18 protein-coding genes, 2 tRNA genes, 1 rRNA gene and 1 pseudogene are annotated in these 19,158 nt (G+C 35.9%); 4 read left to right on the top strand and 18 right to left on the bottom strand.

The window, feature by feature from the left end:
• The 7 genes and pseudogenes from D8M05_RS20945 to groES form a co-directional block, all read right to left on the bottom strand.
• Complete coding sequence (locus D8M05_RS20945) at window positions 1–96, bottom strand: DUF7695 domain-containing protein (protein WP_425454168.1); 96 nt, start codon at window positions 94–96, stop codon at window positions 1–3.
• A pseudogene (locus tag D8M05_RS20940) lies at window positions 85–193 on the bottom strand (hypothetical protein); the annotation flags it as partial. The pseudogene D8M05_RS20940 and the gene D8M05_RS20945, both read right to left, overlap by 12 nt.
• On the bottom strand, window positions 183–2,525 hold the full coding sequence (locus D8M05_RS16225) for an ABC transporter permease (protein ID WP_121133675.1): 2,343 nt from the start codon (window positions 2,523–2,525) through the stop codon (window positions 183–185). The gene D8M05_RS16225 and the pseudogene D8M05_RS20940, both read right to left, overlap by 11 nt.
• Window positions 2,525–3,232 carry an ABC transporter ATP-binding protein gene (locus tag D8M05_RS16220; protein WP_121133673.1) on the bottom strand — a complete coding sequence of 236 codons (708 nt, stop codon included), beginning with the start codon at window positions 3,230–3,232 and terminating at the stop codon, window positions 2,525–2,527. Before D8M05_RS16220 ends, D8M05_RS16225 begins: the two co-directional genes overlap by 1 nt.
• Window positions 3,233–3,336: 104 nt before the next feature.
• Entirely contained in the window at window positions 3,337–4,131 is a 795-nt protein-coding gene (locus D8M05_RS16215) for a MerR family transcriptional regulator (RefSeq protein ID WP_121133671.1), read from the bottom strand.
• A 577-nt stretch (window positions 4,132–4,708) separates the two neighbouring features.
• On the bottom strand, window positions 4,709–6,340 hold the full coding sequence (gene groL, locus D8M05_RS16210; protein WP_121133669.1) for a chaperonin GroEL: 1,632 nt from the start codon (window positions 6,338–6,340) through the stop codon (window positions 4,709–4,711).
• Window positions 6,341–6,393: 53 nt separating this feature from the next.
• The gene (gene groES / locus D8M05_RS16205) at window positions 6,394–6,678 is read right to left on the bottom strand and encodes a co-chaperone GroES (RefSeq protein WP_121133668.1); all 285 of its coding nucleotides are present in this window, start codon (window positions 6,676–6,678) and stop codon (window positions 6,394–6,396) included.
• A 301-nt stretch (window positions 6,679–6,979) separates the two neighbouring features.
• On the opposite strand from groES, the gene D8M05_RS16200 reads away from it, so the two are divergent.
• The gene (locus D8M05_RS16200) at window positions 6,980–7,684 is read left to right on the top strand and encodes a CPBP family intramembrane glutamic endopeptidase (protein WP_121133666.1); all 705 of its coding nucleotides are present in this window, start codon (window positions 6,980–6,982) and stop codon (window positions 7,682–7,684) included.
• A gap of 2 nt (window positions 7,685–7,686) precedes the next feature.
• The gene (locus tag D8M05_RS16195) at window positions 7,687–7,890 is read left to right on the top strand and encodes a YdiK family protein (RefSeq protein ID WP_121133664.1); all 204 of its coding nucleotides are present in this window, start codon (window positions 7,687–7,689) and stop codon (window positions 7,888–7,890) included.
• Window positions 7,891–7,915: 25 nt separating this feature from the next.
• Here the strand turns inward: D8M05_RS16195 and D8M05_RS16190 are convergent, their stop codons facing one another.
• Both D8M05_RS16190 and D8M05_RS16185 read right to left on the bottom strand, forming a co-directional pair.
• On the bottom strand, window positions 7,916–8,968 hold the full coding sequence (locus D8M05_RS16190; RefSeq protein WP_121133662.1) for a hypothetical protein: 1,053 nt from the start codon (window positions 8,966–8,968) through the stop codon (window positions 7,916–7,918).
• Between the two features lie 223 nt (window positions 8,969–9,191).
• Window positions 9,192–9,830: a redox-sensing transcriptional repressor Rex gene (locus D8M05_RS16185; protein WP_121133660.1), complete on the bottom strand. Its 639-nt coding sequence runs from the start codon at window positions 9,828–9,830 to the stop codon at window positions 9,192–9,194.
• Between the two features lie 156 nt (window positions 9,831–9,986).
• Between D8M05_RS16185 and D8M05_RS16180 the strand changes: the two genes are divergently transcribed.
• Both D8M05_RS16180 and D8M05_RS16175 read left to right on the top strand, forming a co-directional pair.
• On the top strand, window positions 9,987–11,909 hold the full coding sequence (locus tag D8M05_RS16180; protein ID WP_121133658.1) for an ABC-F family ATP-binding cassette domain-containing protein: 1,923 nt from the start codon (window positions 9,987–9,989) through the stop codon (window positions 11,907–11,909).
• A 175-nt stretch (window positions 11,910–12,084) separates the two neighbouring features.
• Entirely contained in the window at window positions 12,085–13,425 is a 1,341-nt protein-coding gene (locus D8M05_RS16175; protein ID WP_121133656.1) for a hemolysin family protein, read from the top strand.
• 65 nt (window positions 13,426–13,490) lie between these two features.
• On the opposite strand, the gene D8M05_RS16170 is transcribed toward D8M05_RS16175, so the two are convergent.
• From D8M05_RS16170 to rrf, 9 genes are all read right to left on the bottom strand, one after another.
• Window positions 13,491–14,672: an FtsW/RodA/SpoVE family cell cycle protein gene (locus D8M05_RS16170; protein WP_121133654.1), complete on the bottom strand. Its 1,182-nt coding sequence runs from the start codon at window positions 14,670–14,672 to the stop codon at window positions 13,491–13,493.
• Between the two features lie 247 nt (window positions 14,673–14,919).
• The gene (tsaD, locus tag D8M05_RS16165; RefSeq protein WP_121133652.1) at window positions 14,920–15,930 is read right to left on the bottom strand and encodes a tRNA (adenosine(37)-N6)-threonylcarbamoyltransferase complex transferase subunit TsaD; all 1,011 of its coding nucleotides are present in this window, start codon (window positions 15,928–15,930) and stop codon (window positions 14,920–14,922) included.
• Window positions 15,930–16,376 carry a ribosomal protein S18-alanine N-acetyltransferase gene (gene rimI / locus D8M05_RS16160; RefSeq protein WP_121133650.1) on the bottom strand — a complete coding sequence of 149 codons (447 nt, stop codon included), beginning with the start codon at window positions 16,374–16,376 and terminating at the stop codon, window positions 15,930–15,932. The genes tsaD and rimI overlap by 1 nt, the downstream gene beginning before the upstream one ends.
• Window position 16,377: 1 nt before the next feature.
• The gene (gene tsaB, locus D8M05_RS16155; RefSeq protein ID WP_121133648.1) at window positions 16,378–17,076 is read right to left on the bottom strand and encodes a tRNA (adenosine(37)-N6)-threonylcarbamoyltransferase complex dimerization subunit type 1 TsaB; all 699 of its coding nucleotides are present in this window, start codon (window positions 17,074–17,076) and stop codon (window positions 16,378–16,380) included.
• 16 nt (window positions 17,077–17,092) lie between these two features.
• Window positions 17,093–17,545, bottom strand: a complete 453-nt coding sequence (tsaE, locus tag D8M05_RS16150) for a tRNA (adenosine(37)-N6)-threonylcarbamoyltransferase complex ATPase subunit type 1 TsaE (RefSeq protein ID WP_121133646.1) — start codon at window positions 17,543–17,545, stop codon at window positions 17,093–17,095.
• A 9-nt stretch (window positions 17,546–17,554) separates the two neighbouring features.
• Window positions 17,555–18,520 (bottom strand): thiamine-phosphate kinase, encoded by a 966-nt coding sequence (gene thiL, locus D8M05_RS16145; protein ID WP_342772273.1) that lies wholly within the window; start codon window positions 18,518–18,520, stop codon window positions 17,555–17,557.
• 135 nt (window positions 18,521–18,655) lie between these two features.
• Window positions 18,656–18,732 (bottom strand) — tRNA-Asp (locus tag D8M05_RS16140).
• Between the two features lie 13 nt (window positions 18,733–18,745).
• Window positions 18,746–18,822: transfer RNA gene (locus tag D8M05_RS16135), tRNA-Met, on the bottom strand.
• Between the two features lie 26 nt (window positions 18,823–18,848).
• A 5S ribosomal RNA gene (gene rrf, locus D8M05_RS16130) occupies window positions 18,849–18,962 on the bottom strand.
• Between the last annotated feature and the right edge of the window lie 196 nt (window positions 18,963–19,158).

Below are 19,158 nucleotides of genomic sequence, written 5' to 3'. Positions count from 1 at the left end.
TTACCTCAATGTTAGCAATATCGGTGATTCAATAATGTCGCCACAATGTTTGCAACGTATACGGTTTCGTTTTATAGATGCATTTTTGGTACTCAAGTCCGCCGTCAATTCCTACCGCTTCACATTTACCTAACTTAAAGTCATTAGTATCTAGCCACTGTAAAGCAGCAGCTTTCAGAAACCTACTCAACACTTTTTAATGATTCAATCATATCGATTTTAATTACTTTTCTTCTAAGCAATAAATTCGAGATGATTGTTAATACAAATGTAAGTATGATTGCCAACCCTATTGTAACGAAGCCCAGTCTATCAGGAATCTGTTGATTGGTGCTGGATAGCGCTTGGACAACTAATCTGTACATATAACCACTTATTGGTAGCGCAACAATTATTGCAAATGTCGTTAGTATGATATTTTCAACAAAAATAATTCTGTTTATCTTATTCTTCTGATAGCCTAACACCTTTAATGTGGCAAGTTCACGTGTACGCTCATATATATTAATCGAGGATATGGTAAACATTGCACCAAAAGATAATATAACCGCACAAACAATAAACATGATGAAGACGGGGTTATTTTGTTCAATCATATTGTCAACTGCTTTATTTAAGTCACCCCTATCAGAAATCGTATCTACAAAAGGGTCCTCTTCAAAATAGTTTTGGACATTGTTTCTATCTGCCCCACTGTTTAATTGAACCAATAGGGAAGTTGGTTTGTAATCAACACCGAGGCTATTTATATATGCTGGTGTACTGTAAAAGGAAGGATTTGTATATTGTGTCGATATTTCCGCTACCTTAATATCGATCGATTTCCCCTTCATTTCAGGAGCAATTAACTTAATCTTAATTGTATCCCCCGCTGATATATTGTATTCATCAGCATATGATTGTGGAACGAACACTCCCGTATCATCTAAAGTTACTGGATTATTCTGTTCATCAAAGAATTGAATGAGATTATTTTCCTTTTCCGTAACAATTAAAGATGCATTATTCTCATCAGGGAAGTCGACAAACTCAATTGGAATAGTAGATTGTGAATAATACTGGTCAACCTCGGATGGAAGTTTTATATTGCCCCCGGTTAACTCTCCTTTATAGTCCACTTTTAAATCGTATTTATAAACTTTATTAATTTGAGAAGCAATCGTTTGCATCGAAGTTTCAAAGCCAAAAGCAGTGATTAAAAGAATCACACAAACAATCACCCCAACCGAACTCGCCAATGCCCTTTTTGGGTTTAGAAAAATGTTTCTTAGGATCAGCTTATTTCCATATGTCAGTTTCTTCCATAGACCAGGAATTCTTTCCACTAACGTTTTCTTCATTTTCTTTGGTGGTTTTGGGCGTAATGCCTGTGCTGCTCGTTCCTTTAATATACTTCTTCCACTAAAAAAACATGCTATTACCCCGAAAACGATGGAAACGATAATCGGTGGAAATAAGGTATAAAATGAAATAGACAAGTTAAAGTTTGGCAAGGAATAGGTTTGTTCTATAACCGAATTTAGTAGATTAACAAGTGTAACAGTGGTAATGACCCATCCTACAACCGATCCAATAATACCTACCAAAACAGGATATCCCATATAATGCAATAAAATTTTACTGTCTTTTACACCCAATGCCTTCATAATACCAATTTGATTTCTTTGGGAGTCGATAACCCTTGACATGGTAAGAAAAATAATGACAGCCGCAACCATAAACAGGATGAGAGGAGAAACGGTACTCATCAATCTATTATTATTTATGGTTACATTTATTGCAGAATAACTAACCGATCTATCTTTATTCACTTGGTACAGATAAGGGAGTTCATTTGAGTAATCTTCAATGGTCTCACTAATTATACTGATATCATGTCCTTCTTTTGCGTCTACAAGCAATTCATTGTAATAAAAGTCACCGGCAATTTCCTCTATTCTATCTTCATGAATATAAGCTACACCATAGGTTTTATAGTCAGGTAAAACAAGGGACGGGTCCTCAATATTAAATGCATGTTCCACGTTCTCACCAAAACCACTAATAACAAAATCAAAATTGCCGTCATTTGTATGAAAGGTAATATGATCGCCAACCATATATTGATGCTCTTCCCCGTAGCGGGCATCTAACAGAATTTCTTCCTTATTTGATGGAATACTGCCACTTGTAACAGCAATGGTGTTGATCTCATTATTCTGTGGAATGGTATGTATCTTCAAGGTTGCTTTATATCCTTCAAACGTCTGATTCGCATCAAATGTATATCTTGCTTCTATTTTATTAATCCCCTCAATCTCCTCAAGACTAGATAATTCATTGCCTGTAATCTCGCTATAATGGACATTGGAGTCTGCTAAATTATGTTCTTCAAAATATTCTTCCGTATAAGCACTGAGGTCATTGCTTATCGTGATCAGACCAGCATAAAAAAATGCACCTACTGCGATAACTAAAACAATGGCTAAAAACTGCCCCTTAGATTCCTTGATATCCCGTAACAATTTTAAATGCAATTTCTTCACTACCACTCAATCCCCTCTATGCTTTGTGTTTCAACATTGGTGATCACTTCCTCTATTTTTCCGCTTTTCACTTTAATAACTTGATCAGCAATTGGGGTGATGGCAGCATTATGGGTAATTAAGACAATGCATTTTTGGGTTTCCTTATTTAAATCTTGTAGAAGCTTTAATACAGATTTTCCTGTTTTATAATCCAAAGCACCAGTCGGTTCATCACAAAGTAAAAGTAAAGGATTTTTAGCAACGGCACGAGCGATCGCAACTCTTTGCTGTTCCCCTCCGGAAAGCTGCGAAGGGAAGTTATTCTTACGATCATCAAGTCCAACTTTTCCCAATACTTCTTTTGCATCTAGATGATCCTTGCACACTTCAGAAGCAAATTCTACATTTTCCAGAGCAGTCAAATTAGGGATTAAATTATAAAATTGAAAAACAAAGCCTACTTCTTCCGCTCGAAATGTCGTTAATTTTTTTTCATCATATTGGGTAATGTTATTTTCATTTATAAGTACTTCGCCCGATGAGGCTATGTCCATACCCCCAAGTATATTTAGAATGGTACTTTTTCCAGCACCACTTGCCCCTAGTATCACAACGAATTCTCCCTCGTAGATTGAAAATCCCACACCATCTAACGCTTTTATGGACACGTCACCTAGCTTGTATTCCTTCGTAACATTTTTGAACTCTATTAATTTCTTTTTCATTATTACCCACTCCTATAATAAAAAATGAAGATGCTAGTAAAGCTGTACTAACATCTTCATTGTAAACCTGTGGGTTACCCCCAGCTCAAGGGGGGGCCTTTAAATTATTTTATGGGCGCATACATTTCTAAAAATACACGTTCTAAGCCTTCTTCATATGTAGTCAATAGTATGTTAATGTAAGCCATACCTGTTAATTCATATCCATTATCTTGCGCTATTTTCAAAAGCCTTTCTCCTACTTCATGATCAATACTCTTTTCACCATTAACAAATCTACCATCTTCTATCACCGTATAAATACACTTTGGATGAGAAAGGACTTCCCCTTTAAAATTTTTGTCTGCATCTTCTATTTTTCTTACAACGATAAATCTCTCTTCTTTCATCCCTTCTTCATCAAAGTGGATAACACGTCTAGCACTCGTTAAAGTAACAGCTTTCTTTAAATTCTCGGTACTATTTCTTATGGTTTCATACTCTTCGTAAGCAGCATATTCCGTTATTTCACCTTTTACTTCTAATGGCTTCATCTCTGTAATCGTAAATTCCCCTAAATGTTCTTTAATTTTATAATAGTCCTCCTTCACTGATTTTATTTTCTTTAAAAGACGTTTTTTATATGCAAGTTCCTCCAGTATTTTCGCTTCTTGCTCCGCTAATACATGTTCTAAATCGGTTACACTTTTACTCTGCTTTATTTCCTGAATCTTCTTAATCTCTATATCTAGTTCTCTATAAAAATTTGTTGTGATTACATCATGAATATCATATGGATTATATTTTCTATAACCATTTTCATCATCATACTTAGGTTTGACTAATTCCTTTTCTTCATAATACTTTAATGTATCTCTAGAAACCCCTAAAAATTTAGCTACTTGTCCAATCGTATACATCCTATTCCCTCCAAATTGATTGGTATAGAACCACTTACCTAAGCGAAATCCAAAAGAAGCGTTTAGCGTGACATTACATGACTGTTGAATCCAAAGACTTACCATTTCTATGTTACTAATCCGTCGTTAAGTATGATATAAATCTCTACTTTGATACTATACTTGAATTTGAGTAATCTCAACTGGCTACAGGAATAATTTAACTTTTTCTTCTGCATGAGGTGTAAATTAAATTCAATAAATAAAATCGAAAACACTCACAAACATTGATGTATCAACATTTACGAGTGTTTCATCAATTTATAAATAAACTCGTTTTCTTCTAAAGATGCATATGAACCATGCATCACTTCAAATGGCAATGATTCCGTTGGCGTTACAGTGTTTTCCTATAAACGAAGTCCTTAGAATGTCTAAATATTTATCTTCATGTTACAAAGGAATTTAAAAAAGGCTTCTCAAAAATTTAGTCAACTTTTGAGAAGCCTGCAATAATATATCAAACGTGAGCAAAATGTTAGCATTTCACTCTCATCTTACTTACAAACCCACTTATATCAAGGGTTGGGGGGCGGTATTACATCATGCCGCCCATTCCACCCATTCCGCCCATGTCAGGCATTCCGCCACCAGCGTTTTCTTCAGGAATGTCCGCTACAACTGCTTCAGTTGTTAAGAACATTGCTGCAACAGACGCTGCGTTTTGTAGTGCAGAACGAGTAACTTTAGTTGGGTCAACGATACCAGCATCAACCATATTTACCCATTCGTTTGTTGCTGCGTTAAATCCAACACCTACAGCTTCACCTTTAAGACGCTCAACAATAACAGAGCCTTCTAGACCAGCATTTACAGCGATTTGACGAACAGGTTCTTCGATAGCACGAAGTACGATGCTAACACCTGTTGCTTCGTCACCTTCAAGGTTTAGATCAGCAACTTTATTGTAGACGTTTAAGAATGCAGTACCACCACCAGAAACGAAACCTTCTTCAACAGCGGCGCGTGTTGAATTCAATGCGTCTTCAATACGTAATTTACGTTCTTTAAGTTCTGTTTCAGTTGCAGCACCAACTTTAATTACTGCTACACCGCCAGCTAACTTAGCTAAACGTTCTTGTAATTTTTCTTTATCGAATTCAGAAGTTGTTTCTTCTACTTGTGCACGAATTTGAGAAACACGACCTGTGATTGCTTCAGGATTTCCAGAGCCTTCAACAATTGTAGTGTTTTCTTTTGTAACAACAACTTTAGCTGCTTGACCTAACTGTTCGATTCCAGCAGTTTTAAGTTCTAAACCTAAATCTTCTGTAATAACTTGTCCACCAGTTAAGATAGCGATGTCTTCAAGCATTGCTTTACGGCGATCACCAAATCCTGGAGCTTTAACAGCTACAGCGTTGAATGAACCACGTAGTTTGTTTAATACTAATGTAGCAAGTGCTTCCCCTTCTACATCTTCAGCGATTAATAGAAGTGGCTTGCCTTGTTGTACAACTTGTTCTAAAACAGGAAGTACTTCTTGGATATTTGCAATCTTCTTATCTGTAATTAAGATATATGGATTTTCAAGAACTGCTTCCATCTTATCTTGGTCAGTAACCATGTAAGGAGAAGCATATCCACGGTCAAATTGCATACCTTCTACAACATCTAATTCAGTAGAGAATCCTTTTGATTCTTCAATTGTGATAACACCATCGTTACCTACACGTTCCATTGCTTCAGCGATTAATTGTCCTACTTCTTCGTCAGCAGCTGAAATTGCAGCAACTTGTGCAATTGCTTCCTTGCTTTCTACAGGTTTAGAAATAGCTTGTAATTCAGTAACTGCAGTGGCAACAGCTTTTTCAATTCCGCGACGGATGCCAACTGGGTTAGCACCAGATGTAACGTTTTTCAATCCTTCACGAATCATTGCTTGTGCAAGTACGGTAGCAGTTGTTGTACCGTCCCCTGCTACGTCATTTGTTTTAGAAGCTACTTCAGAAACAAGTTGAGCACCCATGTTTTCAAATGCATCTTCTAATTCAATTTCTTTTGCAATCGTTACACCATCATTTGTAATTAAAGGTGAGCCGAATTTTTTATCTAAAACAACGTTACGACCTTTTGGCCCTAAAGTTACTTTTACAGCATTTGCTAATGTATCCACACCGCGAAGCATTGCGCGACGAGCATCTTCACTAAATTTAATTTCTTTAGCCATCGTCCATCCTCCTCAGGAAATTATTATTTATTTAAGTAATTTTATTTATCAACTTATTCTACAATTGCTAAAATGTCATTCTCGCGTAGGATTAAGTATTCAGTACCTTCGTATTTCACTTCTGTACCAGCAAATTTAGAGAAGATAATACGATTTCCTTCTGATACTTCAAGTGCAACTCTTTCTCCATTGTCTAGCACGCGACCTGTACCAACTGCAACTACTTTACCTTCTTGAGGTTTTTCTTTTGCAGAGTCTGGAAGTACGATACCGCTTGCAGTTTTTTCTTCTTGTTCAACAAGCTCGATAATAACACGATCTCCTAGTGGTTTAATCATGTACATAATCCTCCTTGACTATCCATCATTTTATTTTTATTAATTATTAGCACTCACCACACTCGAGTGCTAATCACAATTATTATAATAATTAATTCACCAAGAAAATGCAAGCAATGTATCTCTAATTTAATCATTTTTTTATAAAGGACATCCTACTGTAAGAAAGAACAAAGAATATGTTAGAATACCTGTTATGTAAGAAAAATAAAAAAGAAAAACATTTTTCATTATAACTAGCAGTTATTCGAAATATACTATACTAACCCGAATAATCTGTACTAGAAGGAGCGTTATACATTTGCCTAAAAGATATTGGTATGTCATCTTAACTTATGTCATCATGCAACTATCCAGTATAATTGCTGGTCCAATTCTGTTTGCTCTATTTCCAGATAACTATTTAGAAGCGGCCATTTATTGGATGATTCTAAGTTTTACAGCTGCATTAATCATCACACTCTATTTAATGAAATCAGATATGCAAATGCCCTCTACTCGTGGTGCTTCAGATGTAGGACAAGTTATAGGTTGGTCAATCTTAGGATTATTTATGGCCTACTTCGCTCAAGGGATTGCAACATATATAGAAATTTATATACTTGGTATTGAAGCTGGTTCCCAAAATACAATGGATATTATGCAAATAGCTCGTGCACTCCCTTTGTTTATGATTGTACCTGCAATCATAGCTCCTATCTTAGAGGAAATAATTTTCCGGAAAATTATATTTGGTAGTTTGCATAACCACATGAATTTCTTTTTAGCAGCACTATTATCATCCCTTGTATTTGGAATCGTTCACGGAGAGCTTGAACATATGCTTATATATGCTTCGATGGGGTTTGTTTTTGCCTATTTATATGTAAAGACAAAGCGGATTCTTACACCCATTATTGTCCATGCAGCAATGAATTCCATTACGGTAATTGTTCAATTTTCCTATACTCCAGAAGAATTACAAAAACAACTTGAACAGCTACAGATGATACTAATAGGAGGATAACGATGAAAAGGAAAATTTCACTACTACCGAATGCTTTTTTCTACTTACTACTAGGAATGATGTTTATTTTTATTGCCATTCAAACGGTTGAAGGAACAGTATGGAACTTCACAACCATCCTTATCGCGTTAATTGCAACCTTTGACATTGGAATTGCAATAAGATTAATTATGATTCATTTTCGAATGAAAAAACGAAAGGGATAGCCAAAAGCTATCCCTTTCCTTAGTATTACTGCACACCTTTTAGTTTCCCAATCCAATCCTCTTTATTTTCAATCGACTTTTCCATTGTAGTATAACGTATAACAAATAGGTCATTATCCTTTATAAAGGCACGCCCCACTTCTTCCTGATCTAATTGAGCGTGATCCCCCGTAATAAAAAATTCAAATAGAACTTCTTCTTCAGATTCCTCCAACCTGCTGAATTCAAAGTCTCCAGATATCATTGAAACCAAGTTCTCTTCCATTGTCTTAATAAGAGGATCCACTCCAATGGAATCTTTTCCATCTTTATAATAGTGTAAAGTCAATAATTCTGTAAAATTCTGAAAGTCTTCTCCTTGTACAAGGAACTCAACTATTGCCTCACCTTGAATTTCTTGATAGTTACTAATTACCCATTTATTAGAATCAAATGGCATTTCTAAGTTCGTAATAATGTCAGCATATTCTCCTTCCATTACTACCTCTTCACTCGCTGTACCGTTCTCCAATTCCTCTCCATTTTCATCCAAATAAATGATTTCTATTACCTCTGTTCCGTATATCTTCCATTCCCCATCTTCTGGTCTTAAAACGTGAACCCCAGTCACTTTATTATTTTCATAAGCAGGTCCATCCACTTTTACGGTTGTCTGTGTATATGCTATTCTTGCTTCTTCTTCTGATTTCTCTTCTACTGTGACATCTGATAATGTAATATCCAATGTATAAAGAGATAGTTGATCAAATAAATCTTTTGTTCCCTCATAAGAAGGTGATCCACTATGAATGGTTTCCATATGTCCTGCTTCATCTTGACTCATGATTGTTTCGAAATTCTTCTCAAGCACATTAATTAACACTTCATCTTCAGGTATGCTCGGTTCCTCTTCCACTTCTGTTTCCTCAACAACCTCTTCTGCCTGCTGTTGGCCATCGTCTTCTGGAGTAGATACTTCGTTTGTTTCTTCCGTATCCTCCTTGTTACCTTCACTTTTTGTTTCCTCAGCATTAGAACAAGCGACAGCAATCGTTACAACCAAACTAAAAATAAAAATGAATAATCCTTTTCTTAACATGGATGAAGTTAGCCTCCTAGATGTTATTTTAAAAATTCCCAATAATCTTAAACCAGGTTATAGCATAACTGATTTATGAGAATTTTTATAGATGTCTTTTAGACTAAAAAAATGTTTTTACAAATGATTCTTTAGACACAACCTATTTACCAAATTGCTGCATAAAATATATACCCAAAAAAATAAAGCCACCTATCTGAACAGGTGGCTACTACATTTCTAACTATTCTTTTGTATCTAATGGATAGTGCTTTAAGAAATATACCAATGATTGTAATTCTACGGCTAAATCAATATGATGAACACGTACATGGCTTGGCACAGTAATTCTAGCAGGTGTAAAGTTTAGAATTCCATTTACACCTGCTTGTACTAATTTGTCTGCAATATTATCCGCTTCTGTTGCTGGGACCGTTAGAATTACTACTTTAGTGTCTTCAAGTTTTTCAAACAATTGATCAACATGATAAATTGGTACCCCATCAATATCAGTACCGACTTTTTCCCAGTCGGCATCAAAAGCCTTCGTAATTCGTATATTATTGTTCTTCATAAAACTATATTTTAAAAATGCAGTCCCAAGATTACCAGCGCCAATTAATGCTACTTCGGTAACTTCATGTTGATCCAATGTACTTCTGAAAAATCCAAGTAAATACTCAACATTATACCCGTACCCCTTCTTGCCTAAAGCTCCGAAATACGAGAAATCTCTACGAATGGTTGCAGAATCTACCTTTACCGCTTCACTAAGTTCTTTGGAAGAAACACGTTTTTTCCCCTGTTGATTCAAATTATTTAAGAAACGATAATATAATGGTAATCTCTTTGCTGTTGCCTGTGGGATTTTATTTTGTTCCATTGCTTTTCCTCTCTTCACTTCAATGAATTCGATTACATTTTATGATATCTTTAGTTTAACAGAAACTTGAGGAAATGTCGTGACATTTTTCACATATTAATTAAGTTGCTTCTATTCCCATCCTTACTGTACACTAGAAATTGTGGGGTGAAACACATGATTCTTATGCAATTAAATGGAATTTCAAAATCTTTCGGTGCTGAAGAGATTTTATCCAATATAAAAATAGAAGTAAAAGATAATGATCGTATTGCCATTGTTGGTAGGAATGGTGCTGGTAAATCAACACTATTAAAGATTATGGCTTCTGAACTTTCCTATGACGATGGGGAATTTATTAAACCCAAAGATGTGACAGTTGGCTATTTATCACAACACATGGCACTTGAATCTCAGAGAACCATCTGGGATGAAATGCTTGAAGTCTTTGAACCGTTACGAAAGCAAGAATATGAACTCAGAAAATTAGAAAAACAGATGGAAAATGCTACTAATTTCACAAGCCCAGAATATGAGAAATTATTAACAGATTATGATAAAAAACAACATGCCTTTCAAACAAATGGCGGTTACACGTATGAGTCTGATATTAAATCTGTCCTTACTGGCTTACATTTCCATAAGTATGATTACGAAACACCTATTACCGATTTAAGCGGTGGGCAAAAGACGCGCTTGTCCCTTGGAAAGCTATTGTTACAAAAGCCACAGCTTCTCATTCTTGATGAACCGACAAACCATTTGGATATCGAAACATTATCCTGGCTTGAGAACTATTTGGGGAGTTATCCTGGAGCTGTCGTCATTGTCTCGCACGACCGCTACTTTCTTGATAAGACGGTATCCATTGTTTATGAGATATCACGTCATAAAACAAAGAAATATCATGGTTCCTATAGTAAGTACTTAGAGCAAAAGGAATTAGAATATGAACAGGATTTAAAGGCATTTGAGAAACAACAAACGGAAATAAAAAAAATGGAAGACTTTGTCAGGAGGAACCTTGTTCGTGCCTCTACAACAAAGCGAGCACAAAGCAGAAGGAAGCAACTAGAAAAGATGGACCGAATTGACAGACCATTAGGGGATGAATCCTCCGCCTCCTTCTCATTCCAGATTGATCGTAGAAGTGGAAATGATGTATTAAAGCTTGAGAATCTTGCCTTTCGCTACGATGATGAAGATGAAAATCTCTTTGCAAATGTAAAACTCGATGTTAATCGTGGTGAGCGAATTGCATTAGTTGGTCCAAATGGAGTTGGTAAAACCACCTTACTAAAAGTTATCTTAGGTAGACTAGAAAAAGCGTACGGTACCATCCAAATAGGGACAAATGTCGGGATTGGCTATTATGATCAAGAACAGGCAGACCTTTCTTCTGCAAAGACGGTATTAAATGAGCTTTGGGATGAATATCCAACTATCAATGAAAAAGATATTCGTACCATTTTAGGTAATTTCCTTTTTTCAGGGGATGATGTATTAAAACCTGTACAAGCATTAAGTGGTGGTGAAAAGGCACGCCTAGCACTGGCCAAATTAATGATGCAAAAGGCAAATTTATTAATACTTGACGAACCTACTAACCATCTTGACATTGATAGTAAAGAGGTATTAGAGGCAGCATTAATGGATTTTCCAGGAACCATCATTTTTGTATCTCATGACCGCTATTTTATAAATAAAATCACCGACCAAATAGCTGAGATGGAACGAGATGGTATTACCGTATATTTAGGAGATTATGATTATTATCTAGAAAAGAAAGCAGAAGAAGCCGAGCGACAACTCCTAGAAGAAACCAAACAAATGGAACAACAGGTGAATTTGAAGAAACGTAGCTATAAGGAAGAGAAGCAACTTCAAAGTGAGAAGCGTAAGATAGAACGGCGAATTAACGAACTAGAAGAAATGATTGAGAATGTGGAAATAGAAATTAGTGAATTAGAGGAAAAAATGACCGAACCTGAAGTGTATCAGGACCATGAAAGGTCATTTGAATTAAATGAAAATATTAATACATTAAAGAGTCAGGCTGAGCAGTTAATGGAAGAATGGACAACCTTACAAGAAGGTTAAAATTGTTCAGGTAATACAAATAAATTATAACGAAGATAGGTAGACTTAATCTGCCTATCTTTTTATTTAATAAATGAATACGGAAGGAATTCGGGTGTAAAATAAAATCATAGGCCCTACTCAGCATTAACTTTTAAACAAATAATCTTTTTACATCTATGGAGGTTTATATTAATTGACGTTTGCAATTATAACGCTAATCGTGTTAATTATCGTTAATGCCTTTTTCGCAGCATCAGAAATGGCATTGGTTAACTTAAATGACAATAAGGTAAAACGAATGGCTGAAGCTGGAGATAAGAAGGCTAAAACACTACACCATCTTATTTCTCAACCTAGTCGTTTTCTTAGTACGATACAAATAGGTATTACTTTGGCTGGATTCTTATCAAGTGCATTTGCAGCTGATTTCTTTGCTGGCCCATTGTCAAATTATCTATTCGATTTAGGTGTTCCATTATCGTTAGACATTCTTAATACAATTTCAGTTGTTTTAATAACAATTATTTTATCTTATTTCACACTTGTCTTTGGTGAACTCGTACCAAAACAACTTGCATTACAGAAGGCTGAGGCTATATCCAATTTTGCCGCAGTACCACTATCTTTGATAGCCAAAGTTTTCCTCCCCATCGTTAAATTTCTAACATTCTCTACTAATTCTGTTGTTCGATTGTTTGGTGTTGATCCAAATGCTCAAAGTGAGCAAGCAACAGAAGAAGAAATACGAATGATGGTTGATGTTGGTGGAGAAAGAGGTACGATTAATAACGTTGAGAAATTAATGATTAATAATATATTTGAATTTAACGACAAAGTTGTTTCTGACATCATCACACACCGTACGGATATGAGCGTACTCCCTATTGACTCTGGGTTCGTTGAAACACTGAATATCATAAATAAATATAGATATACAAGATTTCCCATTTATGAAGGTGACATTGATAATATTGTAGGTACACTACATGTTAAAGATTTATTTCAATATATTAATGATGATGGTTCAAAGACATTTGATTTAAAAAAAATATTTCGTAAACCTTATTTTGTATTGGAATCACAATCGGTTGATGCGCTCTTCGCATCTATGCAAAAAGATAATGTCCATATTGCTATTGTCCTTGATGAATACGGTGGCACAGAAGGTTTAGTTACGATTGAAGATGTCATTGAGGAGATTGTCGGTGATATATTTAGTGAAAGCAATGAACCTGGCATTTCCGAGGAAGAGATTAAACAAATTGCCCCTAATAAATATAGAATGGATGGAACGTTTCGTCTCTGGGAACTAGAAGACATTTTAAAAATTGAATTTCCTACTGAAGAATTTGATACTGTCAGTGGATTTTTAATTAATGAAATTAGTTATATTCCTTCCGAATTAGAGCATCCAGTCATAACATATAAGAACCTCACATTTGAAGTAGAAGAGATTGCAGATAACAGAATTGAAGTGGTTGTTGTTACAATTGACACAAGTGAAACAGAAGATGATGGGAAGGATAATCAATAATTCAGGTGATTAGACAAAAACAACTACGGCAAAAGCTAATGTAGCTTAAGGCCGTAGTTGTTTTTTTACTTAAACAAGTAATCATTTTGAATGGTCTGTTCAACTGCAACGCGGTACACAATTCCTAGTCCAAGCATTGTGGATAACACCGAACTACCACCATAACTTATTAACAAGAGTGGAATACCTGTGATCGGCATAATTCCAAGGGTCATTCCAATATTTTGAAAAACATGAACCAAAATTAAACTTAGAAACCCAAAACAAAAGTAAGCTCCAAAAGGGGAATGTTTAAAAACATTTAACCCTAATGTTACTAATTTATAAAGGAGCATGAAATACAAAAAAATCACAAGCGCACTACCAACAAACCCAAAGCTTTCACCTATAACGGAAAAGATAAAGTCTGTTTGTGCTTCTGAATAATACACCTGTACACCATTTAACCCCTTACCAAATAATTGCCCAGAACCAAGTGACATATGAATTCGTTCAAAATGCCACGTAGAATCAGCTGATTGTTGTGCGGGATCAAACCAAGTCATTATCCTGTCTATTTGATAGGCACTACCACTGCCAACCAACTCTTTAGCTAGGTCAGGAAATCGTACAATAAAGGTCAAAACAGCTGCACCAGCACCAGCTACAATGGAAATTAAACTCAAGATAATTTTCCAGCTAATTCCTGAAAGAATAATCATCATTCCTAAGATAAATAAATACACCATCGATGTTCCAAAGTCCGTTTGCATCATGATAAGAGATACAGGTATTGCTGTAACGACTATTAATTTTATTAATAAGATTGTATCTGTTTTTAAATTACTTATTTCAAATTTGGCTTTGTGTTGCGTAATTACTCTTGCCATGAATAAAATTGTAGTAATTTTCGTAAATTCAGCAGGCTGTAAGGATAATGGTAGAAACTTAGGATTAAACCAACTCTTTGCACCATTAATTGGTCTCGCAATTGACTCTGGACTTATTAACAATACAAATAATATCAGAATACCAAAAATATATATATACGTACTGAATTTATATAACTGCTCTAAATCTAAATATTGAATAGCAGCTATGATACATACACCAATAGCAAACCAAACAATTTGTTTTATAACAAAGTCACTATTCGCATACTGCTCTAATTGCTCAGCATTATAAATAGCGAGTAAACTCGCACTAACAAATAATATAAATAATACAATTAAATCTGTTTGTACATAATAAGACTGCTTTTTATTCATCGGAATATCACCAAATTTCTTTCCACATTATAACAAAAGTAGAACCTCTATATTATCCACAGCACTTTTCCCAAAAAAACGGCTTTTTTATTAGTTATGAACAAAGTTATAAACAATATCCACAGATATAGTTATTTTTATCCACATTATCTATCCACATAATAAACAGCGTATATTATTGAATATCTAATAAAGTATACACATACCTGTGCATAACTTTGTGGACAATTTAGTAAATTAATCACTCCTATTTTAATAGGAGTGATGGATTAGCATTCAAATCTAATCCCGAGCGTCTTCCCTGTTTAAAGGCAATTGTACCTGCTGCAGCGATCATTGCTGCATTATCTGTGCATAACTTAATAGGAGGAACTAAAAGCGGTATTCCAGTATCCGCAAATTTTGTCTCTAACTCTTTTCTTAATCCCTTATTAGCTGCCACTCCACCTGCAACGATTACCTGTTTTACTTGGTATTCCCTTGCAGCTCGTAACGTTTTTTCGGTTAGTACTTCTACAACACTTGCTTGGAAACTTGCAGCTATATCTTCATTCTTTAATGTTTCCGCACGCTGTTTTGCATTGTGGATTTTGTTAATAACTGCTGATTTTAGCCCGCTAAAACTAAAGTCATAACTCCCCTCTTCAAGCCATGCTCGAGGGAAATCGATGGACGCTGCTCCTTCATGGGCTAATCTATCGATATGTGGCCCACCTGGATAGGGCAAGTTTAGCATCCTTGCAACCTTATCATATGCTTCACCAGCTGCATCATCACGTGTTTCGCCAATAACTTCAAACATGCCATGTTCACGCATTAAAACAAGCTCCGTATGGCCTCCTGATACGATTAGTGCTAATAGTGGGAAGGTAAACTCCTTCTCCAACCGATTGGCATAAATATGCCCTGCGATATGGTGTACACCAACTAACGGTTTTTGTTTTGCAAAAGCTAATGCCTTTGCACTATTCACGCCTACTAATAGCGCACCAACAAGCCCTGGTCCTTCTGTCACTGCAATGGCATCTATGTCTTCCCACGTTTGATTAGAAGCTTGAACTGCCTCTTCAAGTACCACTGTCATCTGTTCCACATGGTGTCTAGAAGCAATTTCAGGAACCACACCACCAAAACGTTTATGGCTTTCAATCTGTGAGGCAACAACATTCGATAGAATCTCTGTTCCATTTCTAACGACGGCAACTGCAGTTTCGTCACAGCTTGTCTCTATTCCTAATATAATTGTATCTTTATCCATTATAAATTCACCCACATCACAATGGCATCTTCCCCGTTATCCGTATAATAGTTTTTACGTATACCACCGGGGACGAGTCCAAATTTTCGGTATAGTTTTTGAGCTGCAATATTAGATACACGTACTTCTAAAGAAAGTCTATTTACACCTACACTGTTTAACATTTGCATAACAAAGGCGAATAGCTTTTCACCTAATCTATGCCCCCTATATTCAGGAGCAATAGCTATATTTGTTATCTGTGCATCATCAATTACTAGCCATACTCCAACGTAGCCCACAATTTTCTGATCTATTTCTATTACGAAATAGTGGGCATGCGCATTATCAATAATTTCCTGATAGAAAACATCGGTCGTCCATGGAGTAGCAAATGACGCTCTTTCCACTTCTAATACTTGCTCTACATCCACTAGCTCCATTTTTCTAATAATCATTTCTGCCATTTTACTTCTTATCCTCTTGTGCCTTCAACCAGTTTGCTTCTGCCTCTGCAAGTCTTAAATAATTTGGGGTTAATGCGTGTGTGTTATCTGCCTGCCTGTTTACCCCTGCTAAGCCTAACAAACTGGGTCTAGCTACATGATAAGGACCTTCAGGTATGTGCGCTAAATCTCCCAGTACTTCTTTAATGTTCTCTCGATGTAAAGCTATATCAGGGCTTAAAAACAGAACATTCTTCTTTTCCTCAGCTAACTTACTGAGCACGTCTTCCATCGCAACATTTTTTTCTTCAAATACGAGCTCTAACTTTTGATTTTTCCACTGGTACCCACCAGTGAATACTAATCCTCGCCTCGCATCAAAAAATGGACAAATAAGTCCATCAAAGAATCTACCTTGATATGCAAGAACTTCTAAACTTGAAACGCCAACAATTGGAATATCGAGTGCCCAGGCAAATGTCTTTGCTGTAGCTAGACCGATTCGAACTCCAGTATACGATCCTGGCCCTTTTGCGACAACAATTTTATCTAATTGATCAGCTGTTAATGATACTTCCTTCATTAATTGATCAATTGCAGGCATCAATCTTACAGAGTGGTTTTTTGCTATATTTGTTACGATTTCTCCTATGACTTTATCATTATTTAATATGGCAACACCCAGTGCTTGATTGGATGTATCAATTGCTAGTACATTCATTAACAGTAACTCCTAACTAAGGTAATTCATTAACAATCGATTCAAAATGAGTACTATTCGTAGTAAATTCTAACACTCTTGAACCTTCTTCACCATAATTAATTCTAATATTTAAAAGATGCTCTGGTAAATATTCTTCTATAAATGAAGCCCATTCAACCACCGTAACACCATTCCCGTTAAAATATTCATCAAAACCAATATCTTCATCTGAATGCTCTAAGCGGTAGACATCCATATGATACAAAGGTAGATTCCCTTCATATTCTTTTACAATAGTAAAAGTTGGGCTACTTACATTTCGTGTTATACCTAAGCCCTTTGCTATCCCTTTGGTAAATGTTGTCTTCCCTGCACCAAGCTCACCTTCTAATGTGAGTACATCACCAGCTCGAAGCATTTTTGCCAGTTTCTCTCCAATTAACATCGTTTCCTGGACTGTGTTTGTGTTTATCTTTAACTTATTCATTACAATCACCTACTTCAAATGATTATATCCTTTTTTCTTCAATTGTTCTTTTTGCTGATTCCGATATAGAAATACATCGTTTCCTTTATCAGACGAAACATACCCGATTTGGGTTACCATTGTATTTGTCTGATCAGCAATATGCTGTACTGTCTCCCATTCACTTTCTGGCACCGTACCAATTAATTCAAAATCCTCACCACCATAGTATTTCCACTTATGCTGAAGTTCTGGAGAAAATTGATAATAAGATGAATGTACTGGTACCAGCTCATCCTGTATTATAATCGTTACCTCGGAGGCCTCTGCGATTTCATTTGCTTCGTTCCCAATTCCATCGCTAATATCATTTAGTGTTACACGAGATAAATAAGATAGTTTCTTTGCAAAGTCAATTCTAGGTGAAGGCATTCGGTGACGTTCCACATAATAGTTAGTATCCTCATAGTTGCCCTCATTCATTAAAATATATAAACCTGCCTGTGAATCACCTAAAGTACCTGTTACAAAGACAAGGTCACCTTCTTTTGCAGTGCTACGATATCTTGCTTTTTCTTCTTCGACAAAGCCTATCACTGTTATAGAAATAGATAGTTCTATTCCTGATACTGTATCTCCACCGATTAAATCCATTGTATGTTGATTAGCTAAATCTTTCATGCCAATAAATATTTGACTTATATCCTCAATTGCCCAATTCTTAGGAATCACGATAGACACAAGATAAAAGGCTGGGGTTGCTCCCATAGCAGCTAGGTCACTAACATTTGCTCCTAGAGCTCGATAACCAACGTGATAGGGATCCATCGTTTTTCTGGTGAAATGTATCCCTTCAACGAATGTATCAACTGCCGTAACTATATCTTTTGAATCCGATCTAAAAACAGCAGCATCATCCCCAACACCTTTTATTAATGAAGATTGCTTATACGTATTTTGTTTAATTGAATCAATAAATGAAAACTCATCCATCATAATCACCATTTTCTTTTATCAACTACACCAATAATAGCAAAAAAGCTAGTAAAAAGGAAAAATACTTAGATAATAAAAAAACACACGATTATAACAAATCCTGTGTATTGTATGTATATTATATTGTTTTAAAAATGGCGGTCCGGACGGGACTCGAACCCGCGACCTCCTGCGTGACAGGCAGGCATTCTAACCAACTGAACTACCGGACCAATTTATTTTGTTTGGTTGCGGGGGCAGGATTTGAACCTACGACCTTCGGGTTATGAGCCCGACGAGCTACCAGACTGCTCCACCCCGCGATAATAAAAATAACATAAAAGGTACTGCCTGGCGGTGTCCTACTCTCGCAGGGGAACCCCCAACTACCATTGGCGCTGGAGAGCTTAACTTCTGTGTTCGGTATGGGAACAGGTGTGGCCTCTCCGCCATCACTACCAGACAATCCTTAAAAATAGTACAAGGTATATTTTATATGTTTTTATTAAAAAAGTCAACAGTTAATTAATTATACCTTAAAAACTAAATAAGAGTAAACTAACGACTATCATAAAAGAATTTAGTTAAGTCCTCGATCGATTAGTATCCGTCAACTCCACGTGTCACCACGCTTCCATCTCGAACCTATCAACCTCATC

Source organism: Oceanobacillus bengalensis (assembly GCF_003628445.1).
GTDB classification, from domain to species: domain Bacteria; phylum Bacillota; class Bacilli; order Bacillales; family Amphibacillaceae; genus Oceanobacillus; species Oceanobacillus bengalensis.
This window is presented reverse-complemented; position numbering and strand designations above follow the sequence as displayed.

What these genes read in the sequence shown, in the direction of transcription:
- D8M05_RS16195 (WP_121133664.1), top strand. Translation starts at nt 7,687, where the DNA reads ATGAAAAGGAAAATTTCACTACTACCGAATGCTTTTTTCTACTTACTA.
- groES (WP_121133668.1), bottom strand. Translation starts at nt 6,678, where the DNA reads ATGATTAAACCACTAGGAGATCGTGTTATTATCGAGCTTGTTGAACAA.
- D8M05_RS16180 (WP_121133658.1), top strand. Translation starts at nt 9,987, where the DNA reads ATGATTCTTATGCAATTAAATGGAATTTCAAAATCTTTCGGTGCTGAA.
- D8M05_RS16215 (WP_121133671.1), bottom strand. Translation starts at nt 4,131, where the DNA reads ATGTATACGATTGGACAAGTAGCTAAATTTTTAGGGGTTTCTAGAGAT.
- D8M05_RS16185 (WP_121133660.1), bottom strand. Translation starts at nt 9,830, where the DNA reads ATGGAACAAAATAAAATCCCACAGGCAACAGCAAAGAGATTACCATTA.
- thiL (WP_342772273.1), bottom strand. Translation starts at nt 18,520, where the DNA reads ATGATGGATGAGTTTTCATTTATTGATTCAATTAAACAAAATACGTAT.
- D8M05_RS16220 (WP_121133673.1), bottom strand. Translation starts at nt 3,232, where the DNA reads ATGAAAAAGAAATTAATAGAGTTCAAAAATGTTACGAAGGAATACAAG.
- D8M05_RS16170 (WP_121133654.1), bottom strand. Translation starts at nt 14,672, where the DNA reads ATGAATAAAAAGCAGTCTTATTATGTACAAACAGATTTAATTGTATTA.
- tsaD (WP_121133652.1), bottom strand. Translation starts at nt 15,930, where the DNA reads ATGGATAAAGATACAATTATATTAGGAATAGAGACAAGCTGTGACGAA.
- groL (WP_121133669.1), bottom strand. Translation starts at nt 6,340, where the DNA reads ATGGCTAAAGAAATTAAATTTAGTGAAGATGCTCGTCGCGCAATGCTT.
- tsaE (WP_121133646.1), bottom strand. Translation starts at nt 17,545, where the DNA reads ATGAATAAGTTAAAGATAAACACAAACACAGTCCAGGAAACGATGTTA.
- tsaB (WP_121133648.1), bottom strand. Translation starts at nt 17,076, where the DNA reads ATGAATGTACTAGCAATTGATACATCCAATCAAGCACTGGGTGTTGCC.
- rimI (WP_121133650.1), bottom strand. Translation starts at nt 16,376, where the DNA reads ATGGCAGAAATGATTATTAGAAAAATGGAGCTAGTGGATGTAGAGCAA.
- D8M05_RS16190 (WP_121133662.1), bottom strand. Translation starts at nt 8,968, where the DNA reads ATGTTAAGAAAAGGATTATTCATTTTTATTTTTAGTTTGGTTGTAACG.